The organism is Mesorhizobium sp. WSM4976, from assembly GCF_029625685.1.
Classification (GTDB): domain Bacteria; phylum Pseudomonadota; class Alphaproteobacteria; order Rhizobiales; family Rhizobiaceae; genus Mesorhizobium.
On sequence record NZ_JARTVT010000024.1, the window covers coordinates 1 to 14,306 of the forward strand.

The following is a 14,306-nucleotide window of genomic DNA, read 5'->3' on the forward strand; positions in this document are numbered from 1 at the left end:
GCCCTAGTGGATGGGGATCCGAATCTCCCCAAGCATCACGTTTTCGACGAACGCTTTGGATCGATGCTGAAGGCGTACGAGTTGGCAGGCTTCCCAACTACCAGAGGACAAACCGTTCGTGACGGCCGGCTAAGGGCACGTCGACTGCTGCGAGAAGGCTTACGTTATCGACCTTCGAAGCCTCACGGCGAAAGAGGCGTGAAGCCAGCCTAAACTCCGCCTTTTGTTTTCTCGGTTCTTCGATGGTCCACGGTTCACAATCGCTGAAGTCGATACATTCCCTTGATGTGCTTTTGAGTGACCGCAAGATCGGTACCATTGTTCGCAGTCCCGTCTATACCTTCCAATTCGAGGATGACTATCGCGCAGCGGGCGGCTCTCCGATTCTTAGCCTCTCATTTCGCTCGCCGACTGGAAGGCTTCGTACTCCGAAGCCCCTTGCAGGCATCCTGCCGCCTTATTTTGCCAACCTTCTGCCGGAAGGTAGGCTGCGCGAGGCGATGGAACGGCACCATCCAACTGCAAGGCGACGGAACGATTTCGATCTCCTTGCAATTCTTGGCGCTGATCTGTCCGGGGCAGTGCAAGTTTTGCCCAGCGATGGCCCACACTTAGATGAGAGGCCGAAGGCTCGTTTCTCCTTGGCGGGCGTGCAACTGAAATTGTCCGTCACGAGGAACACGAAAACTGGCGCCCTTTCGTTGCCGATGGATGGGACGCTTGGGCGTTATATCGCAAAGTTTCCGCCTGCAGCCTTCCCGGGTCTTTCAGAGAACGAATTCGCCAACCTGGCTCTTGCAGCGGCGATCGGGATGGAGGTTCCAGCTCACGAGCTGGTTGAGGAATCTAAGTTCGAGGAGCTGCCTGAGGAATTTACGATGCGCTCCGAGCGCAAGGTTCTGCTGGTCAAGCGTTTTGACAGAAGTCCCATTGGCCAAAGAATCCACGTTGAGGACTTCGCCCAAGTCTTCGGCATCCACCCCTCAAGGAAATATGAGGGTGCCGCTTTTCACGATGTAGCAGCCATATTGAACGGGGCCGTTTCACCTAGTGCGGCTCTTGAGTTTGTTCGTCGATTAGCCCTCGCAGCCCTAACCGGCAATGGTGATATGCATCTCAAGAACTGGTCGCTGATCTACGCTGAAGATGGCGACACACCCGCACTTGCCCCGGTCTACGACGTGCTATCAACCGTGCCCTACATCCCGACCGACGCTATGGCACTGTCGCTTGGCAAAGAACGGTCTTTCAAGGCCCTGACAGCATCGAGATGGAAAACGTTCGCAAGCCGCGCAGCGCTGACCGAGATGGCCGTCTTGGCAGCTGTGGTGGAGACCGTCACGCTCGTCAACGAGCGATGGTGGCGTCTGCCTGAGCGCGAAGTGGTGCCCGCGATGGTTCTGGAGCGCATCGACGAGCATATAAAGGTCATGACACGGATTCTGGGCACCTGTTCAGAAACGTGAGGCAACGCCTAACTGCCCACCCGATGGGAAATTTCGTTGGCCAATCTCACGCTCTGAAGGCGTCGTTTAATTAGCCGCAATGTCAGCATGGAACGTCCGCCGTCTGAGTGTCGAGGCTTGACCTGAGCCGGACACACTACCTCACGACACTTTCCGAGCCCTAAGAAGGGCCAGCGATCGGCTCAGCCTCGATGATCGAGACCGGCGAAGCTGTGGGAATGACCCGGTACAACGAAAACCCGGATTGATTTAACAGGCAGCGAAAATCAGCCTCGCTACGCTGGCGGGCGCGACCGAACATGGCCATCATCTGGACGTCGATGAGATAGCCGGTTGCCCGACCACGTGCGGGGTCTGGTTCCAGGATTTGTTCGCCCAGGAGCAACCTTGCGTGCGCTCCCATCGCCGCACGGCAAGCCCGCAGGATGCGCAGACAATCCTCGTCGGGCCAGTCATGCAGCACCCGAATCAGCATGTAGATGTCGGCGCCGTCCGGCACCTTGTCGAAGAAGCTACCACCCTCGGCGGCGATGCGCCCCTTCATCAGGTCATCGGGAGTGATGGCAGCGACGACGTCCTCGCGGTCAAAGACAAGGCCGCGCGGCGTGGTGAAGCGTGCGAGGATCTGTCGTAACGCCGCACCATTGCCGCCCCCGATATCGGCGATGAGACCTGCACCGGAGAAATCATAGGCGGCGGCCACGGCGGCGTGCCGGTTGTCGGGGAAATTCGCCATCATGGCGTCGAACAGGCGGGCTTCCTCGGGGTGTTGTTTGAGATAGGCGAAGCGGCCCATGTTCCAGGCGGCCTCATGCGGCGTGCCGCCCGTCATCGCAACGTCCAGTTTGTCCCAGGCGCCCCATGAACCAGGTCCGGTCCAGAAGCGGGCCGCGTGGTGCAGGCTGTTTGGCGTGTCCGTCCGAAGCAGACGCGAGCGCGGCGTATGTGCAATGGCTCCGTCGGCTGTAACCTCGAAAATCCGGAACGCAGCCAGCGCGCGCAGAACACGCAGCATAGGCTCGGGCAGAACGGCGCAAGCGGCGGCGAGAACTTCCACCATGACCAGCCCATCCGGAGGGATCTTGTCCGCTACCCCGAGATCGGCGATTAGCCTGAGCATGCGCGACACCTGAAATCCGCGCAAAAGCAGATCCAGTTCCTCGCGGTCGACGTCAGTTTTGAGCGTCTCGGTCATAGTTCCCCACATTGTGACCGGCACGACAATATCACGACAGAGCTATCCGTCCCACAATGGGCAATGAACACCCGTCCGCGTGGAATCCCAGATCCAGGACGAGGCCGCCGATCGTCAGGAGTTCCGGCGTGCACCGCCCGGGGGGCCGGTCAGCGAAGCTCGCCCCCTTCGTAAAGCCAGTTTACGGCGGCGGTATCGGGGCAAATCTGGCCGCCGATTTCGCGCAGATGTCGCGAAATATCGTCCGTCATGCCGTCGGACTTCGCCTTGCCGGCTTCCCCCTTCCGTAGCATTGCGCCCGACTTGAGAATTGGAACCTTGCCGGCAGTTCTCGCCTCGAATTTATCTTCATTCCGTTTCATCCACGGGAACGAGGTGTATTCCAGGATCGCCCGCCACTGATCGTCACTCGGATCGACGTTCAGGAAACCGGCCATCCTTCGGATAGATGCTTCGTGATCCCGTTTCATATCCGAAAAATGGATGAACAGGACGTTCCGCTCTTCCCGGAGTGGCCACCAGGCAGCCAGGAAGCCGAAGAATGCTCCCTGCATGCCATGGTTCTCGACGACCTCGGAGTAAAAGGATGGGAAGTCCGGTCGACACAGCGCCGCCCTCGGCATCTGCCAGAGGTCAAACCATTCGTCTGCGTGTTTCTCGAGGAACGGCCATAATGAGACGAGGGCCTCTTCAGGATTGCGAAAAACGACGATGTATTTCACCTTTCGGTCTGATCCTGTTGTCAGAAACGGCACCTGTGGCGGCGCGGAATGTGTCTTGAACGCGCGGCGGCGATCGGTAGGCATAGCGCTTATGCGATCCAGAACCTCCTGATGAGCTTGTCTGGGATTGCTCAGAAATTCGATCCAGGGCACTTCCTCGTAAATGTCCCGGAACTCCGTGGTGCCACCGGCGAGCAGCTGATGGACGATATTCATCGTCCATGTCGTGCCGCTCTTGGGCGGCACCGAGATCACGATGTCACCATCGCGCCACTCAATGTTCTGTTGTATTCCGGGGTCGATCCACGGCGGTCCCCTGCGGGCGGCGGCGCTTTCCACAGAATCATTCATTCTATCTCTCTCCCTATAGGCAAGTTGCCAAGTCATGCGAATGTTTTCGCTCGTCTTTTGGCGTTTTGGGCACGCGCACCCGGTCCTGTGCGGAGGGCGCGTGTGGCCAGCGCGACAGTTGTGAATAAATGAAAAAGGACGAGGACCAGCCGCAGGGTAGGCGATTGACCCTTTCTGCTCGCAGCGACACGTGAGACTTTCGTTGGCACTCGGCGGCTGCAAACTTGACCAGCACTTATCACATTAGCAGGCGCTTAGGTAACGAAATCGATGCTGCGGTGCGGTTACGGATTGGCCAGTACATGAAAGCGAATACGGTCGAGCCTCGTTTGTATGAGATCGATGTGCCCCGCTGACGTAGCATGCGCCGACCTTCGCATTTTGCGGTCGTAACCAGACCGGCAGGTGGTGCCCTAGCGCCGCTTTGGCCCCGATTGTCCCCGCCGCTTAATTGACCACACCATTAGCGCAGTCAATCCACCCGCTGCCGCCGACGAAGCGGCCGGATACACCCCAGGTCACAGAAGTCCATTCGATCGGCTTAGGTGCGGCCACGAAGCGCAAGTCTTTATCACCGGGGAGGCCATCGTGCCTGCCTGCAAATCGATGTTAAGACAAGGCCAAGACGGGAGTAACGTCGATTACCAAGGAATAGGGGGTCATTGTGAAACCTTTGCGCTGGATAAGGGACAGGTTCCATCGGCCTGTAAGCCAAAACCGGCGCTCGATTGCGCTTAGTGGACTCCCTCGGTTCTTGTTTGAAACCCACGGTCCGAAAGATATCTACGTCTCTCAGTCGATCATTCACGGCGGCATGTGGGAGAAGGCCACGACCGCCCTGCTCATTGAGTTGCTCCGGAATGACGTGGATTTAATCGATGTCGGTGCCAACATTGGCTGGCACAGCGTAGTCGCCGGCCACCAACTTGGCGCGAGAGGGCAAGTTCATAGTTTCGAGCCGGAGCAGCAGAACCTTGAGAAACTGCGCACGAACGTCGCGCTAAGCGGCCTCGGAAATGTCGTCGTAAACGAATGGGCGCTGTCGGATAGCAGTCGTGTCGATGTCCTGAATCTGAGCGCGGACAACCTGGGGGACCACCGGCTGGGACCGTTGCGTGCCGGGCGTCGCACCGTGAGTGTAGAGGTCCGCCGCCTCGACGACTATACCGGCGTCCGTTGCCGTCCGCTCGTCATCAAGCTCGACGTGCAGGGTAGCGAATGGCACGTTCTTCGCGGCAGCCTGAATCTGCTCAGCACCCATCAACACGAGATCATACTGCTTTGCGAAATAGCGCCGGTGATGCTCAAGGAATGCGGAGCGAGTGTAGATGATCTCTGCGAGTTGCTTGTCGCAAACGGCTTCGCGGCGGCTATCATAGATCAGAACGCCGTTTCCATCGAACCAATTGGATGGGAGCGCTTGATGGTGCGCTTGGCCGAGCCGAACGATCCGGAATTCTCCGAGGACATTGTCGCCTTCAGACGCCCTGACGGCCTTATGCGGCCATTGTTGGAAAAAAAAGCCTGCCGGCTTTGGAGCACCACATAGTTGGTGCGCGAACGGCCGAACTCGCTATCAAGGGTGGTGTCGACAGTCGAAGCGAAGCGCCGGCGGCAAGGCGACCTCGCCGGCCAAATTTCGGCTTTCGGGTCTGATACGGACCTTGCTTGAACTGCGTGGTTAGCATTTGATGCTACTTCGATGGCCAAGGAAATCGACACGGCTCGTTGGCCAGCATTATTTCTTTGGTTTTTTGCGCAATTCCGGACGGAAAAAAGCTCACATTCTCCCTGGAATTTGATCTAACGGTCACTTTTGGGCGGCGATCATCGCGCCGTTTAATTAGCCACAATGTTAGGAGGTTGTGGCCGCCGGCGGCAGCCACTTCGACCGCCCGCTTGGCGCTTTCCTGGCCCTTGATGTCGGCGAGGTCCGGCAGGTCGCGCGCCGCAAGCTGGATGCCGGCTTCGGGCCGCGACAGCACCTGCGTGCCGCGAAAATGGTTGGCGACCGCGATCAGGCTGCGCGGCGCCAGGATATCGAAATCCTTACCGGCCCAGGCGGCCTCCGGTCCGCAGGCGAAGGGGCAGATCAGGCCCTTGCCGTCGGCATTGGCGCCGATCGCCGCCGGTAGCGCCCCGGCTACGCCGGCGATCGTGCCGTCGAGCGACAATTCGCCCAGCACCACATAGCCGGTGAGCATGTCGCCAGGGATAGCGCCGAGCGCCGCCATCAGCCCGAGCGCGATTGGCAGGTCGTAATGACTGCCTTCCTTGGGCAAATCCGCCGGCGCGAGATTCACCGTCACCTTCTTCGAAGGCATCGACAGCCCGGACGCGTGGAGCGCGGCCTGCACACGCTCGCGGCTCTCGGCCACCGCCTTGTCCGGCAGGCCGACGATCTGCATGCCGACCTTGCCCGGCCCGACCATCACCTGGACATCGACCGGCAAGGCCTCGATGCCCTGGAAAGCCACCGTGCGAACCCGCGCCACCATCTCGTCTCTAGCCCCCGGATACATGCCCGCACGCGGCTCTGCCATCAGACCGCGAGCGAGATCAGGCTAAACAACCACAGATTTCCGGTTTGGGCAAGAACATTAGGGGAACATCTCTTTTGCCTCCCGCGCGTCATCGCGCGCTTCGGGGGCGTCGTCCGTCGGCGCCAAGAAGAGGCTGGTGCGTTTGAACGAATCTCTTAGTAAGATTAATATTGCAATGAGACAAAAGTCTCATTATGAGGCACCCCATCACCAACCTCACTAGGAATCCCATATGCTCTCGACCAGACCACTCCATCGCCAAATCTCTGAGCGCAATCGGTGGACGCGCCCGCGGCCCGCCACCCGAACGATCGTCGCAGCGACGCTGGCGATTGTAACTCCCATGGGCGTAGCGGGCCCTGCGGCTGCCGGATCGCTGAAGGCTGAACTCAGTCGGCTGCCGAGAACCGAGGTCCTGCCGGCCGGCGTGGTGCAGGTCTCACCCTATGTGCCCGGCATGGGCGAGCACTGGGCAAACCCCGCCAATCTGCCGTTCGGCCCGATCTATTGCGTCGTTCAGGGCCACATCACCTGCATGGAATACATGATCTCGCAGAAGGATTTCGCCGAAGGCGTTTCGCACAACAAGCTTGCGCCTTGGTTTGGCGGCAAGCGGCAACCTGCGATCAACCACGTGGACATCGGGTTCGAACCAAACGGCCACCAGGGCTACGAGATCCCGCACTACGACATTCACATGTATTTCCTGTCGCCGCAGGCTCGCCGGGCCGGGGATAAACTTTCAACCAAGTAGGACCGTGTTCCACGTCCGCGGCGCGAGGCTGCGGCGTTCCCTTCAATTCACAGCGAAGAAATGAGTACCAGGATAATGCTTACCACCCAGGACATGGATCGGAAGATCGACGAGCATTTCGGTTTCGAGGCAAGCGACAACGTTGAAGGCGTGTTGCGGACGCTATCCGAGGACGTCGAGCATGACGTCGTCGGCTGGCCGTTCGGCCCGTCCCATGGACGCGACGCCGCCCGCGCCTTCTACGAGGCTACGTTTTCCGACCTGGCGGAAAGCTCGGTCAGTTGCATCAGGAGGCTTTACGGCGACGGTTTCCTTGTCGACGAGTCGCTATGGCGGGGCCGCGCGCCAGGTCGGCCGTTTGGGCTTGAAGGTCGCGATCGGGCTTTGGAGTTCCGGCTGCTCCATGTCATAGAGTTCAACGATCAAGGCGACATCAGGCGGGAAAACGTCTGGCTCGATCTTGCCGCGATCATTCGGCAACTGCCACAGGACTGACCAATGACTGGAGTGGGTAAGGCCGGAAGGTCGAACCAACGGCGCCGGACTCGCAAGGACCTGCTTGAGGCCGCGACACGGCTGATCAAACAGGGCCGCCAGCCGGCGCTGGAAGATGTCGCGGCGGAGGCGCTGGTCTCACGGGCGACGGCCTACCGCTACTTCCCGAGCATCGACGCGCTGCTCCTGGAAGCCTCCATCGACATCGCCGTGCCCGATCCACAAGAGCTGTTCGCCGATGAATCCTCGGCCGATCCGGTGGTGCGCGTCGCGCGCGCCGACGATGCGCTGCACGACATGATCCTCGCTAACGAGGCTCCGCTCCGTGCAATGCTGGCGCAGTCCATTGATAGACGGACCAAGGCGGGCGAGGACAGCGATCTCCCCGCGCGCCAGAACCGCCGCACGCCCCTGATCGAAGCCGCTCTCGAACCCGCGCGCGGCCGGTACGACCCGGAAGAGTTCGACAGGCTGGCGAAGTCGCTGGCGATCCTCCTGGGACCGGAGGCCATGGTGGTCTGCAAGGACGTCCTCCAAATCGATGATGCGGAAGCGCGTGAAGTGAAGCGCTGGGCCATAAAGACACTGGTCACGGCGGCGCAAAAACGTGAGCATTGATCGACGGCGCGACCGTATCACGCGCCGTCTCGGGGGTGCCTTGTGAGCACTGTCGCGGCTGCCCGGGCTACTTTCCCCGCTTACCTTCCACGCAATCCCAGAACAGGCGGGCGATATCCGCGCCCCCGAAGCGTTTGACCTCGCGGATGCCGGTCGGAGAGGTCACGTTGATCTCGGTCATCCAGTCGCCGATCACGTCGATGCCGACGAGGATGAAGCCGCGCTCCCTGAGCGCCGGGCCGATGCGGGCGCAGATCTCGCGCTCGCGCTCCGTCAGCTCGGTCTTCTCGGCGCGGCCGCCGACATGCATGTTGGAGCGGGAATCGTGCTCGGCGGGCACGCGGTTGATGGCGCCCACCGGCTCGCCGTCGATCAGGATGATGCGCTTGTCGCCCTTGCGCACGTCCTTGAGGTAGCGCTGCACGATATAGGGTTCGCGAAACAGCTGGCCGAACATCTCGAGCAGCGAGGCAAGATTGCGGTCGGCCTCGTGCAGGTGGAAGATGCCCGCACCGCCATTGCCGTAGAGCGGTTTTACGATGATGTCGCCGAATTCCTTGCGGAAGGCGGCGACTTCCTGGGGATCCTTGGTGATCAGCGTTTCCGGCATCAGGTCGGGGAATTCGGTGACGAAGATCTTTTCCGGGCTGTTGCGCACCCAGGCCGGGTCGTTGACCACCAGTGTCTTCGGATGGATGCGCTCCAGTATGTGCGTGGTGGTGATGTAGTTCATGTCGAAGGGCGGATCCTGCCTGAGCAGGACCACGTCCATCTCGGAGAGGTCGGTGCGCACCTTCTCGCCCAGCGAATAGTGGTTGCCCTTCTCGTCCCGCACCTGCATCTCCTCGATGCGCGCGAACACCTTGCCGTCCTGCATCGACAGCCGGTCGGGCGTGTAGTGGAAGAGCTTGTGGCCGCGCCGCTGCGCCTCCAGCGACAGCGCGAAGCTCGTGTCCCCGGCGATCGACACGGTGGAGACATGGTCCATCTGGACGGCGATCTTGAGCGGCATTTTAGGTCTCCGACGAGGCGGGCAATTCCGAGAAAGATATACAGCGGGCTTCCTGTCCGGAATTGCGTTAAGGCAAGCCGTCGATATACGGAACTCGTTAGCGTCTGCCAATCGTGCCTGCTTGGTGCAGAAGCTTACTGGTCGAAGACCAGCCTGGAATAGCCGAGGAAGGACAGCGACATGGCAACGATCGAGGCGATGGCGAGCGCCGCCAGCGGCGGCAGCGCCGGCAGCGCGAGCAGGACGGCGCAGTAGACCAGGTAATTGACGATGCTGGTGGCGATGCCGACGCCGCCATAGCGCGCGCCTTCCTCAGCTATGCTCCGGCTCGACGGGAAAAAGGTCAGATGGCGGTTGATCTGCCAGGTGACGCAGAGCGCGAAGCCGATCGACAGCACGCGCGCCGAGAGCGCGCCAAGCGGTGACGTGGCAAGCAGCAGCCACAGCGCCGTCGCGTCGGCGGCGAAGCCGATGCCACCGGCAAGGATGAAGCGGACGAGGCGGCCCACTATGCTGCCCGCGAGGCCTTGCCCGGCTCGCTCTTCGGTGAGGCTTGCGCCGGTGTCCCGCGTTCCGCCCGGCGGGACGAGATCGACAGATAGAAGATGCGCTTCTGCTCGGCCCGGCCGCGCGACACCGAATCGAGGATCAGCCCGGTCATCATGGAGAGCATGGCCAGGAGCAGCATGCCGATCGACAGCACCCAGGTCGGCATGCGAGGCACCAATCCGGTCTCCGCGAATTCGATCAGCACCGGGATCATCAGGCCGATGCTCGCCGCCAGGAAGAACAGCGCGAACGTGCCGAAGAAGCGCAGCGGCTGCGTCTCCTTCACCAGCATGGCGAACATCCACAGGATCCTGGCGCCGTCGCGGAAGGTCGACAGTTTCGACGACGAGCCCTCCGGGCGGCGGCCGTAATCCAGCGCCATCTCGCTCACCGGCAGCTTCAGCTGCGAGGCATGCACCGACATCTCGGTCTCGATCTCGAAGCCGCCCGAGACGGCCGGGAAACTCTTCACGAAGCGGCGCGAAAACACCCGGTAACCGGAGAAGATGTCGGTGAAATCGGCCCCGAACAGGCCCTTGTAGAGCCGGTTGAAGATGCGGTTGCCGAAGGCGTGGCCGTTGCGGCCGGCATCGTCGGTCACGCCGCGCCTGGTGCCCACCACCATGTCCGAGCGCTCGGTCTGCAGCACGTTGATCAGCTGCGGCGCGTCTTCCGGCGCATAGGTGCCATCGCCATCGGCCATCACATAGATGTCGGCATCGATGTCGGCGAACATGCGCCGCACCACATTGCCCTTGCCTTGGCGCGGCTCGCGCACGACGATGGCGCCGGCGGCGCGAGCCTTCAGCGCCGTCAGGTCCTTGGAATTGTTGTCGTAGACATAGATCGCTGCCGACGGCAGGGTCTCGCGGAAGCGCCGCACGACCTCGCCGATCGTGAGCTCCTCATTGTAGCAAGGCAGGAGCACGGCGATGACCGGCTCGTGGCGGACTGCATGCGGCATGTCTGTCTCCGGACGCCCGACCCAGCCTCCGGCCGGCCTGATGCCGGTCCGTCGAGCCGTTTTACTATTTATTGAAGCCGTTAAGGCTAGGTTTAAGCCGATCCTCTCCCGTCAAAAGGCCACGGCAATGGGCACAGCCGACACCGGCGCCGCCTCCTGGAAATCCGACCTCGTGCTGGCGCTGATTGCCGCCTTGCTCGCGCTCGCCGTCGATGCGTGGACCGGCTTTGGGCCGCTCACCGACGCCGGCGGCGACAATGACAATCTGCTGCGTCTCGTTGAGGTCCGCGACCTGCTTGCCGGTCAGGGCTGGTTCGACCTGCACCAGTATCGTATGGGGCTGGAAGGCGGCTTCGTCATGCACTGGTCCAGGCTGGTGGATGCGCCGATCGCCGCGATCGTGCTTGCCGCCTCGGCGCTCACCGGCAGCAGGCCGCTTGCCGAGGACGTGGCGCAGGTGCTGTGGCCGGCGCTGCTCTTCTGGTCGACCCTGTTCTTCACCGCTCGTGCCGCGCGCAGCTTCGGCGGGCCCGGCTCTGCGCTGCCCGCCATCCTCATCGGCGGCGCCGGCTATTATTTCGTCGGCATCTATGCGCCGGGAGCGCTCGACCATCACAACGTCCAACTGATGCTCACCATGGCGAGCCTCGCTCTGCTGCTCGAGGCGCCTGCCTGGCGTTGGGCTGCGCTGTTGTCCGGCCTCTGCGCCGCGCTGACGCTCGCCGTCGGCATGGAAACCGCTCCTTATGTCGCAGCCATCGGTGCTTGTGTGTCGCTGCTGTTCGTCACCGATCCAAGCCGCGAGCGGGCGATCGCCCGGGATTTCGGCCTCGGTTTCGCCGGCGTCTCGGCGCTTGTCTTCGTCACCACAGTCTCGCCTTCCGCATGGGCAGTGGCGCAATGCGATGCCTTCTCGGTTGCGCAGTTCGTTGTCGCGACCATCGCCGGGATCGGGCTGGCGGCGATCGCCTCGGTCGAACCCGCCGCCGGTAACTGGCGGCGCAGGCTGGCGTCGCTGGCCGCGCTGGGCCTCGTTCTCGGCGTGGTCGTGGCGGCGCTGTTCCCGCAATGCCTCTCGGCGCCCTATGCCAATCTCGACCCGCGCCTCAAGGAATTGTGGCTAGACCATATCGACGAGGCCCAGTCGCTGTTCACGCTGCTCGTCCACAATCCGGCGCGCGTGGCGGCGCGTTATGCGACGCCGCTGATCGCGATCATCCTGATGGCGTTGCGCTTCCGCCGTGGCGGCTGGCGGCGGCAGGACAGCCTCGTCGCGGCCCTGCTTGGCGTCTCTTTTGTGGTCGGCGCCTGGCAGCTGCGCGGCACCACCTTCTCGATCGCGTTCGCGGTCATTCCGCTGTCGGCCTGGATCGCGAAATGGCGGGCGCGGGCCGAAGCCGGCTCTTCGCTGGGAGTGGCGCTGCGCCTTGCGGCCGTATGGCTGGTCTCGATCAACCCGGTCTGGACCGGCGTTGCCGCCGCCGCCTCGGTGGCGTTCGAAAAGGGCCCGGCTGTCGCCGACCTCGACACGATGGACAGGGCCTGCGAGACGAAGGCCACCTTCGCGCCGCTTGGCGGCATGACCGGCACCACAGTGCTTGCGATCTCCAACCTCGGCGCGCCGATCCTCGTCTATAGCGGCCATAAGGTCTTCGCCGGCCCCTACCATCGCAACGTCGCCGGAAACCTTCTGGCGCTGGACGCATTTCTCGGCTCGGCGGATGACGCGCGGCGGATCGTCGAGGCGCATCGTGTCGGCCTCGTCGCCATCTGCCCCGGCAATTTCGAGAGCCGGACCCTGGCCCGAAAGGCGCCGCAGGGGTTCCTGGCTGGCCTGCTGCGCGGCAGCGTGCCGGACTGGCTCGAGCCGGTCAGCGAGACCGAGGGCAGTCCGATCGAACTCTATCATGTCAAGCAGGCCGGCTAATTGCAATGTCCCGAAAAGTGCGGAACGGCTTTTCGTCCGCACTTGCATGAACGGCAGCTGCGCATGGGGAAAAGATCGTGAGATATTTGCATTAGAAATTACGCATAAATGAATGTTTGTGCTAGACAAGCGTTCTTTGCCCGAAGCTGATCAAGCGGCAGCGTAGGCGATCAACTCTTGGACGATGGAAAATCGATTTTCCGATACTTTTCCTAAACGCTTTGCTGCCAGTGTGGCCGAAAATACCGACATAAGAACAGAGGCATGATGCAAACGACGTTTGGCACCGGTCAGCCAGGCAGGGAAAACACGGATCTGGCCTTCACGGATTCGTTGACCGGCCTCGGCAACCATCGTCGCTTCTTCGACAAGGTCGATCGCCTGATCAGCGACCGCGCCGATGACCCCGCGCCCTTCACCGTCGGCATCCTCGACCTCGACGGCTTCAAGCCGATCAACGACCTGTTTGGCCACAAGGCCGGCGACGACATCCTGATCCAGGTGGCGATGCGGCTGCGCGCTTCCATGGATGGCTATTCGACCGTCTGCCGCATTGGCGCCGACGAGTTCGCCTATCTCTACCCCATGGTGTTCTCGGAGGAGCAGGCCGCCGAAAAGTCGCGCATGCTGATCGAGATCCTATCGGCGCCTTATGATGTCGGCGAGCGCACCGCGAGGCTGTCGGCCTCGGTTGGCTGTTCGCTCTTTTATTCCGGCGACGAGACCACCGAAATCCTCGTCAACAAGGCCGAAACGGCGCTCTATCATGCCAAGCGTTCTGGCCGCGGCCGCGTCGTCGTCTACACCCGCGAGATGGAAGAGGCGGCCAAGCGCGTCACCCGCATCGAGCAGGCGCTGCGCCGCGCCGTCTCGGCCGGCGAGGTCGAGCCGCATTTCCAGCCCATCGTCGACTTGAACAGCCGCCGCACCATCGGCTTCGAGACGCTGGCGCGCTGGACTGACCGCGACCTCGGCGTCGTGCCGCCATCCGTCTTCATCCCGATCGCCGAGGAACGCGGCATCATCGGCCCGCTGTCGCAACTGGTGCTGCGCAAGGCCACGGAAGCGGCGCGCAGCTGGCCGAAGGATCTGTTCCTGTCCTTCAACCTGTCGCCCTCGCAGCTCGTCGACCAGAACACCGGACTGCATATCCTGGCCATCCTCGACCGCACCGGCTTCGATCCGCGCCGCCTGGAGATCGAGATCACCGAGACCGGCCTGATGAACGATCCGGCCTCGGCCGAGAAGATCGTCGAGGACCTCCGCCGCGTCGGCATCCGCGTCTCGCTGGACGATTTCGGCACCGGCCAGTCCTCGCTCGGCCGGCTGCGCGAGTTCCATTTCGACAAGCTCAAGATCGACCGTGCCTTCGTCTCCTCCATCCTGGACGACCGGCCCTCGGAGCACATCATCCGAGCGATCCTGGCCATGTGCGAGGGGCTCGGCATGGATGTCGTCGCCGAAGGCATCGAGGACGAGGCGCAGGCCGACCGCCTCGTCCAGTTCGGCTGCGCCGGCGGTCAGGGCTACCTGTTCGGCAAGCCGGCCGATGCCGACGCCACCCTCGGCTATCTGCGCGATTCCTATCGAGGCGCGCTGCGTGCCAAGGCGATCTGACCGAGTTCGAATGACCTGACCTGCGCCGCCCTGCGGAGCGGCGATCATTTGTCAGACATTAAGCCGCAAATCCGACGTTTCTCCCTTGCTCCT

Annotated in this window: 13 protein-coding genes and 1 pseudogene; 7 read left to right on the plus strand and 7 right to left on the minus strand. The window is 62.1% G+C overall.

The annotated features are described in order from the left end of the window. Positions 1-242: 242 nt before the first annotated feature. The gene (locus P9272_RS25870) at positions 243-1,466 is read left to right on the plus strand and encodes a HipA domain-containing protein (protein ID WP_278162741.1); all 1,224 of its coding nucleotides are present in this window, start codon (positions 243-245) and stop codon (positions 1,464-1,466) included. Positions 1,467-1,626: 160 nt separating this feature from the next. Here the strand turns inward: P9272_RS25870 and P9272_RS25875 are convergent, their stop codons facing one another. Together P9272_RS25875 and P9272_RS25880 are read right to left on the minus strand one after the other, a co-directional pair. After that, complete coding sequence (locus P9272_RS25875) at positions 1,627-2,661, minus strand: methyltransferase (protein ID WP_278162742.1); 1,035 nt, start codon at positions 2,659-2,661, stop codon at positions 1,627-1,629. Positions 2,662-2,810: 149 nt separating this feature from the next. Then, positions 2,811-3,734 (minus strand): sulfotransferase domain-containing protein, encoded by a 924-nt coding sequence (locus P9272_RS25880; protein WP_278162743.1) that lies wholly within the window; start codon positions 3,732-3,734, stop codon positions 2,811-2,813. 754 nt (positions 3,735-4,488) lie between these two features. Here P9272_RS25880 and P9272_RS25885 point away from each other — a divergent pair. Next, positions 4,489-5,283, plus strand: a complete 795-nt coding sequence (locus P9272_RS25885) for an FkbM family methyltransferase (RefSeq protein WP_278162744.1) — start codon at positions 4,489-4,491, stop codon at positions 5,281-5,283. A gap of 307 nt (positions 5,284-5,590) precedes the next feature. Here the strand turns inward: P9272_RS25885 and P9272_RS25890 are convergent. Beyond that, a pseudogene (locus P9272_RS25890) lies at positions 5,591-6,232 on the minus strand (magnesium chelatase domain-containing protein); the annotation flags it as partial. A 388-nt stretch (positions 6,233-6,620) separates the two neighbouring features. On the opposite strand from P9272_RS25890, the gene P9272_RS25895 reads away from it, so the two are divergent. The 3 genes from P9272_RS25895 (at position 6,621) to P9272_RS25905 (ending at position 8,144) form a co-directional block, all read left to right on the plus strand. Then, positions 6,621-7,031, plus strand: a complete 411-nt coding sequence (locus tag P9272_RS25895; RefSeq protein ID WP_278162745.1) for a hypothetical protein — start codon at positions 6,621-6,623, stop codon at positions 7,029-7,031. A gap of 75 nt (positions 7,032-7,106) precedes the next feature. Next, complete coding sequence (locus P9272_RS25900; protein WP_278162746.1) at positions 7,107-7,526, plus strand: ester cyclase; 420 nt, start codon at positions 7,107-7,109, stop codon at positions 7,524-7,526. Positions 7,527-7,538: 12 nt separating this feature from the next. Continuing rightward, entirely contained in the window at positions 7,539-8,144 is a 606-nt protein-coding gene (locus tag P9272_RS25905) for a TetR/AcrR family transcriptional regulator (protein ID WP_278162747.1), read from the plus strand. A gap of 67 nt (positions 8,145-8,211) precedes the next feature. On the opposite strand, the gene gshB is transcribed toward P9272_RS25905, so the two are convergent. The 3 genes from gshB to P9272_RS25920 form a co-directional block, all read right to left on the minus strand. Next, on the minus strand, positions 8,212-9,156 hold the full coding sequence (gene gshB / locus P9272_RS25910) for a glutathione synthase (protein WP_278162748.1): 945 nt from the start codon (positions 9,154-9,156) through the stop codon (positions 8,212-8,214). Positions 9,157-9,290: 134 nt separating this feature from the next. Continuing rightward, positions 9,291-9,665, minus strand: a complete 375-nt coding sequence (locus tag P9272_RS25915) for a GtrA family protein (RefSeq protein ID WP_278162749.1) — start codon at positions 9,663-9,665, stop codon at positions 9,291-9,293. After that, a complete protein-coding gene (locus P9272_RS25920; RefSeq protein ID WP_128258673.1) occupies positions 9,665-10,669 on the minus strand; it encodes a glycosyltransferase in 1,005 nt (334 codons plus the stop codon). The genes P9272_RS25915 and P9272_RS25920 overlap by 1 nt, the downstream gene beginning before the upstream one ends. 127 nt (positions 10,670-10,796) lie before the next feature. On the opposite strand from P9272_RS25920, the gene P9272_RS25925 reads away from it, so the two are divergent. Then, positions 10,797-12,596, plus strand: a complete 1,800-nt coding sequence (locus tag P9272_RS25925; protein WP_278162750.1) for a GtrA family protein — start codon at positions 10,797-10,799, stop codon at positions 12,594-12,596. A 150-nt stretch (positions 12,597-12,746) separates the two neighbouring features. On the opposite strand, the gene P9272_RS25930 is transcribed toward P9272_RS25925, so the two are convergent. After that, positions 12,747-12,950 (minus strand): hypothetical protein, encoded by a 204-nt coding sequence (locus P9272_RS25930; protein ID WP_278162824.1) that lies wholly within the window; start codon positions 12,948-12,950, stop codon positions 12,747-12,749. On the opposite strand from P9272_RS25930, the gene P9272_RS25935 reads away from it, so the two are divergent. Beyond that, on the plus strand, positions 12,864-14,213 hold the full coding sequence (locus P9272_RS25935; protein WP_128258718.1) for an EAL domain-containing protein: 1,350 nt from the start codon (positions 12,864-12,866) through the stop codon (positions 14,211-14,213). The two genes, P9272_RS25930 and P9272_RS25935, sit on opposite strands and share 87 nt — an antisense overlap. Positions 14,214-14,306 lie beyond the last annotated feature (93 nt).

Bases quoted from the DNA above. Each gene is read 5' to 3' on its own strand.
- P9272_RS25870 (WP_278162741.1), top strand. From the start codon at position 243: ATGGTCCACGGTTCACAATCGCTGAAGTCGATACATTCCCTTGATGTG.
- P9272_RS25875 (WP_278162742.1), bottom strand. From the start codon at position 2,661: ATGACCGAGACGCTCAAAACTGACGTCGACCGCGAGGAACTGGATCTG.
- P9272_RS25880 (WP_278162743.1), bottom strand. From the start codon at position 3,734: ATGAATGATTCTGTGGAAAGCGCCGCCGCCCGCAGGGGACCGCCGTGG.
- P9272_RS25895 (WP_278162745.1), top strand. From the start codon at position 6,621: ATGGGCGTAGCGGGCCCTGCGGCTGCCGGATCGCTGAAGGCTGAACTC.
- P9272_RS25900 (WP_278162746.1), top strand. From the start codon at position 7,107: ATGCTTACCACCCAGGACATGGATCGGAAGATCGACGAGCATTTCGGT.
- gshB (WP_278162748.1), bottom strand. From the start codon at position 9,156: ATGCCGCTCAAGATCGCCGTCCAGATGGACCATGTCTCCACCGTGTCG.
- P9272_RS25920 (WP_128258673.1), bottom strand. From the start codon at position 10,669: ATGCCGCATGCAGTCCGCCACGAGCCGGTCATCGCCGTGCTCCTGCCT.
- P9272_RS25925 (WP_278162750.1), top strand. From the start codon at position 10,797: ATGGGCACAGCCGACACCGGCGCCGCCTCCTGGAAATCCGACCTCGTG.
- P9272_RS25935 (WP_128258718.1), top strand. From the start codon at position 12,864: ATGCAAACGACGTTTGGCACCGGTCAGCCAGGCAGGGAAAACACGGAT.
- P9272_RS25930 (WP_278162824.1), bottom strand. From the start codon at position 12,950: ATGGTTGCCGAGGCCGGTCAACGAATCCGTGAAGGCCAGATCCGTGTT.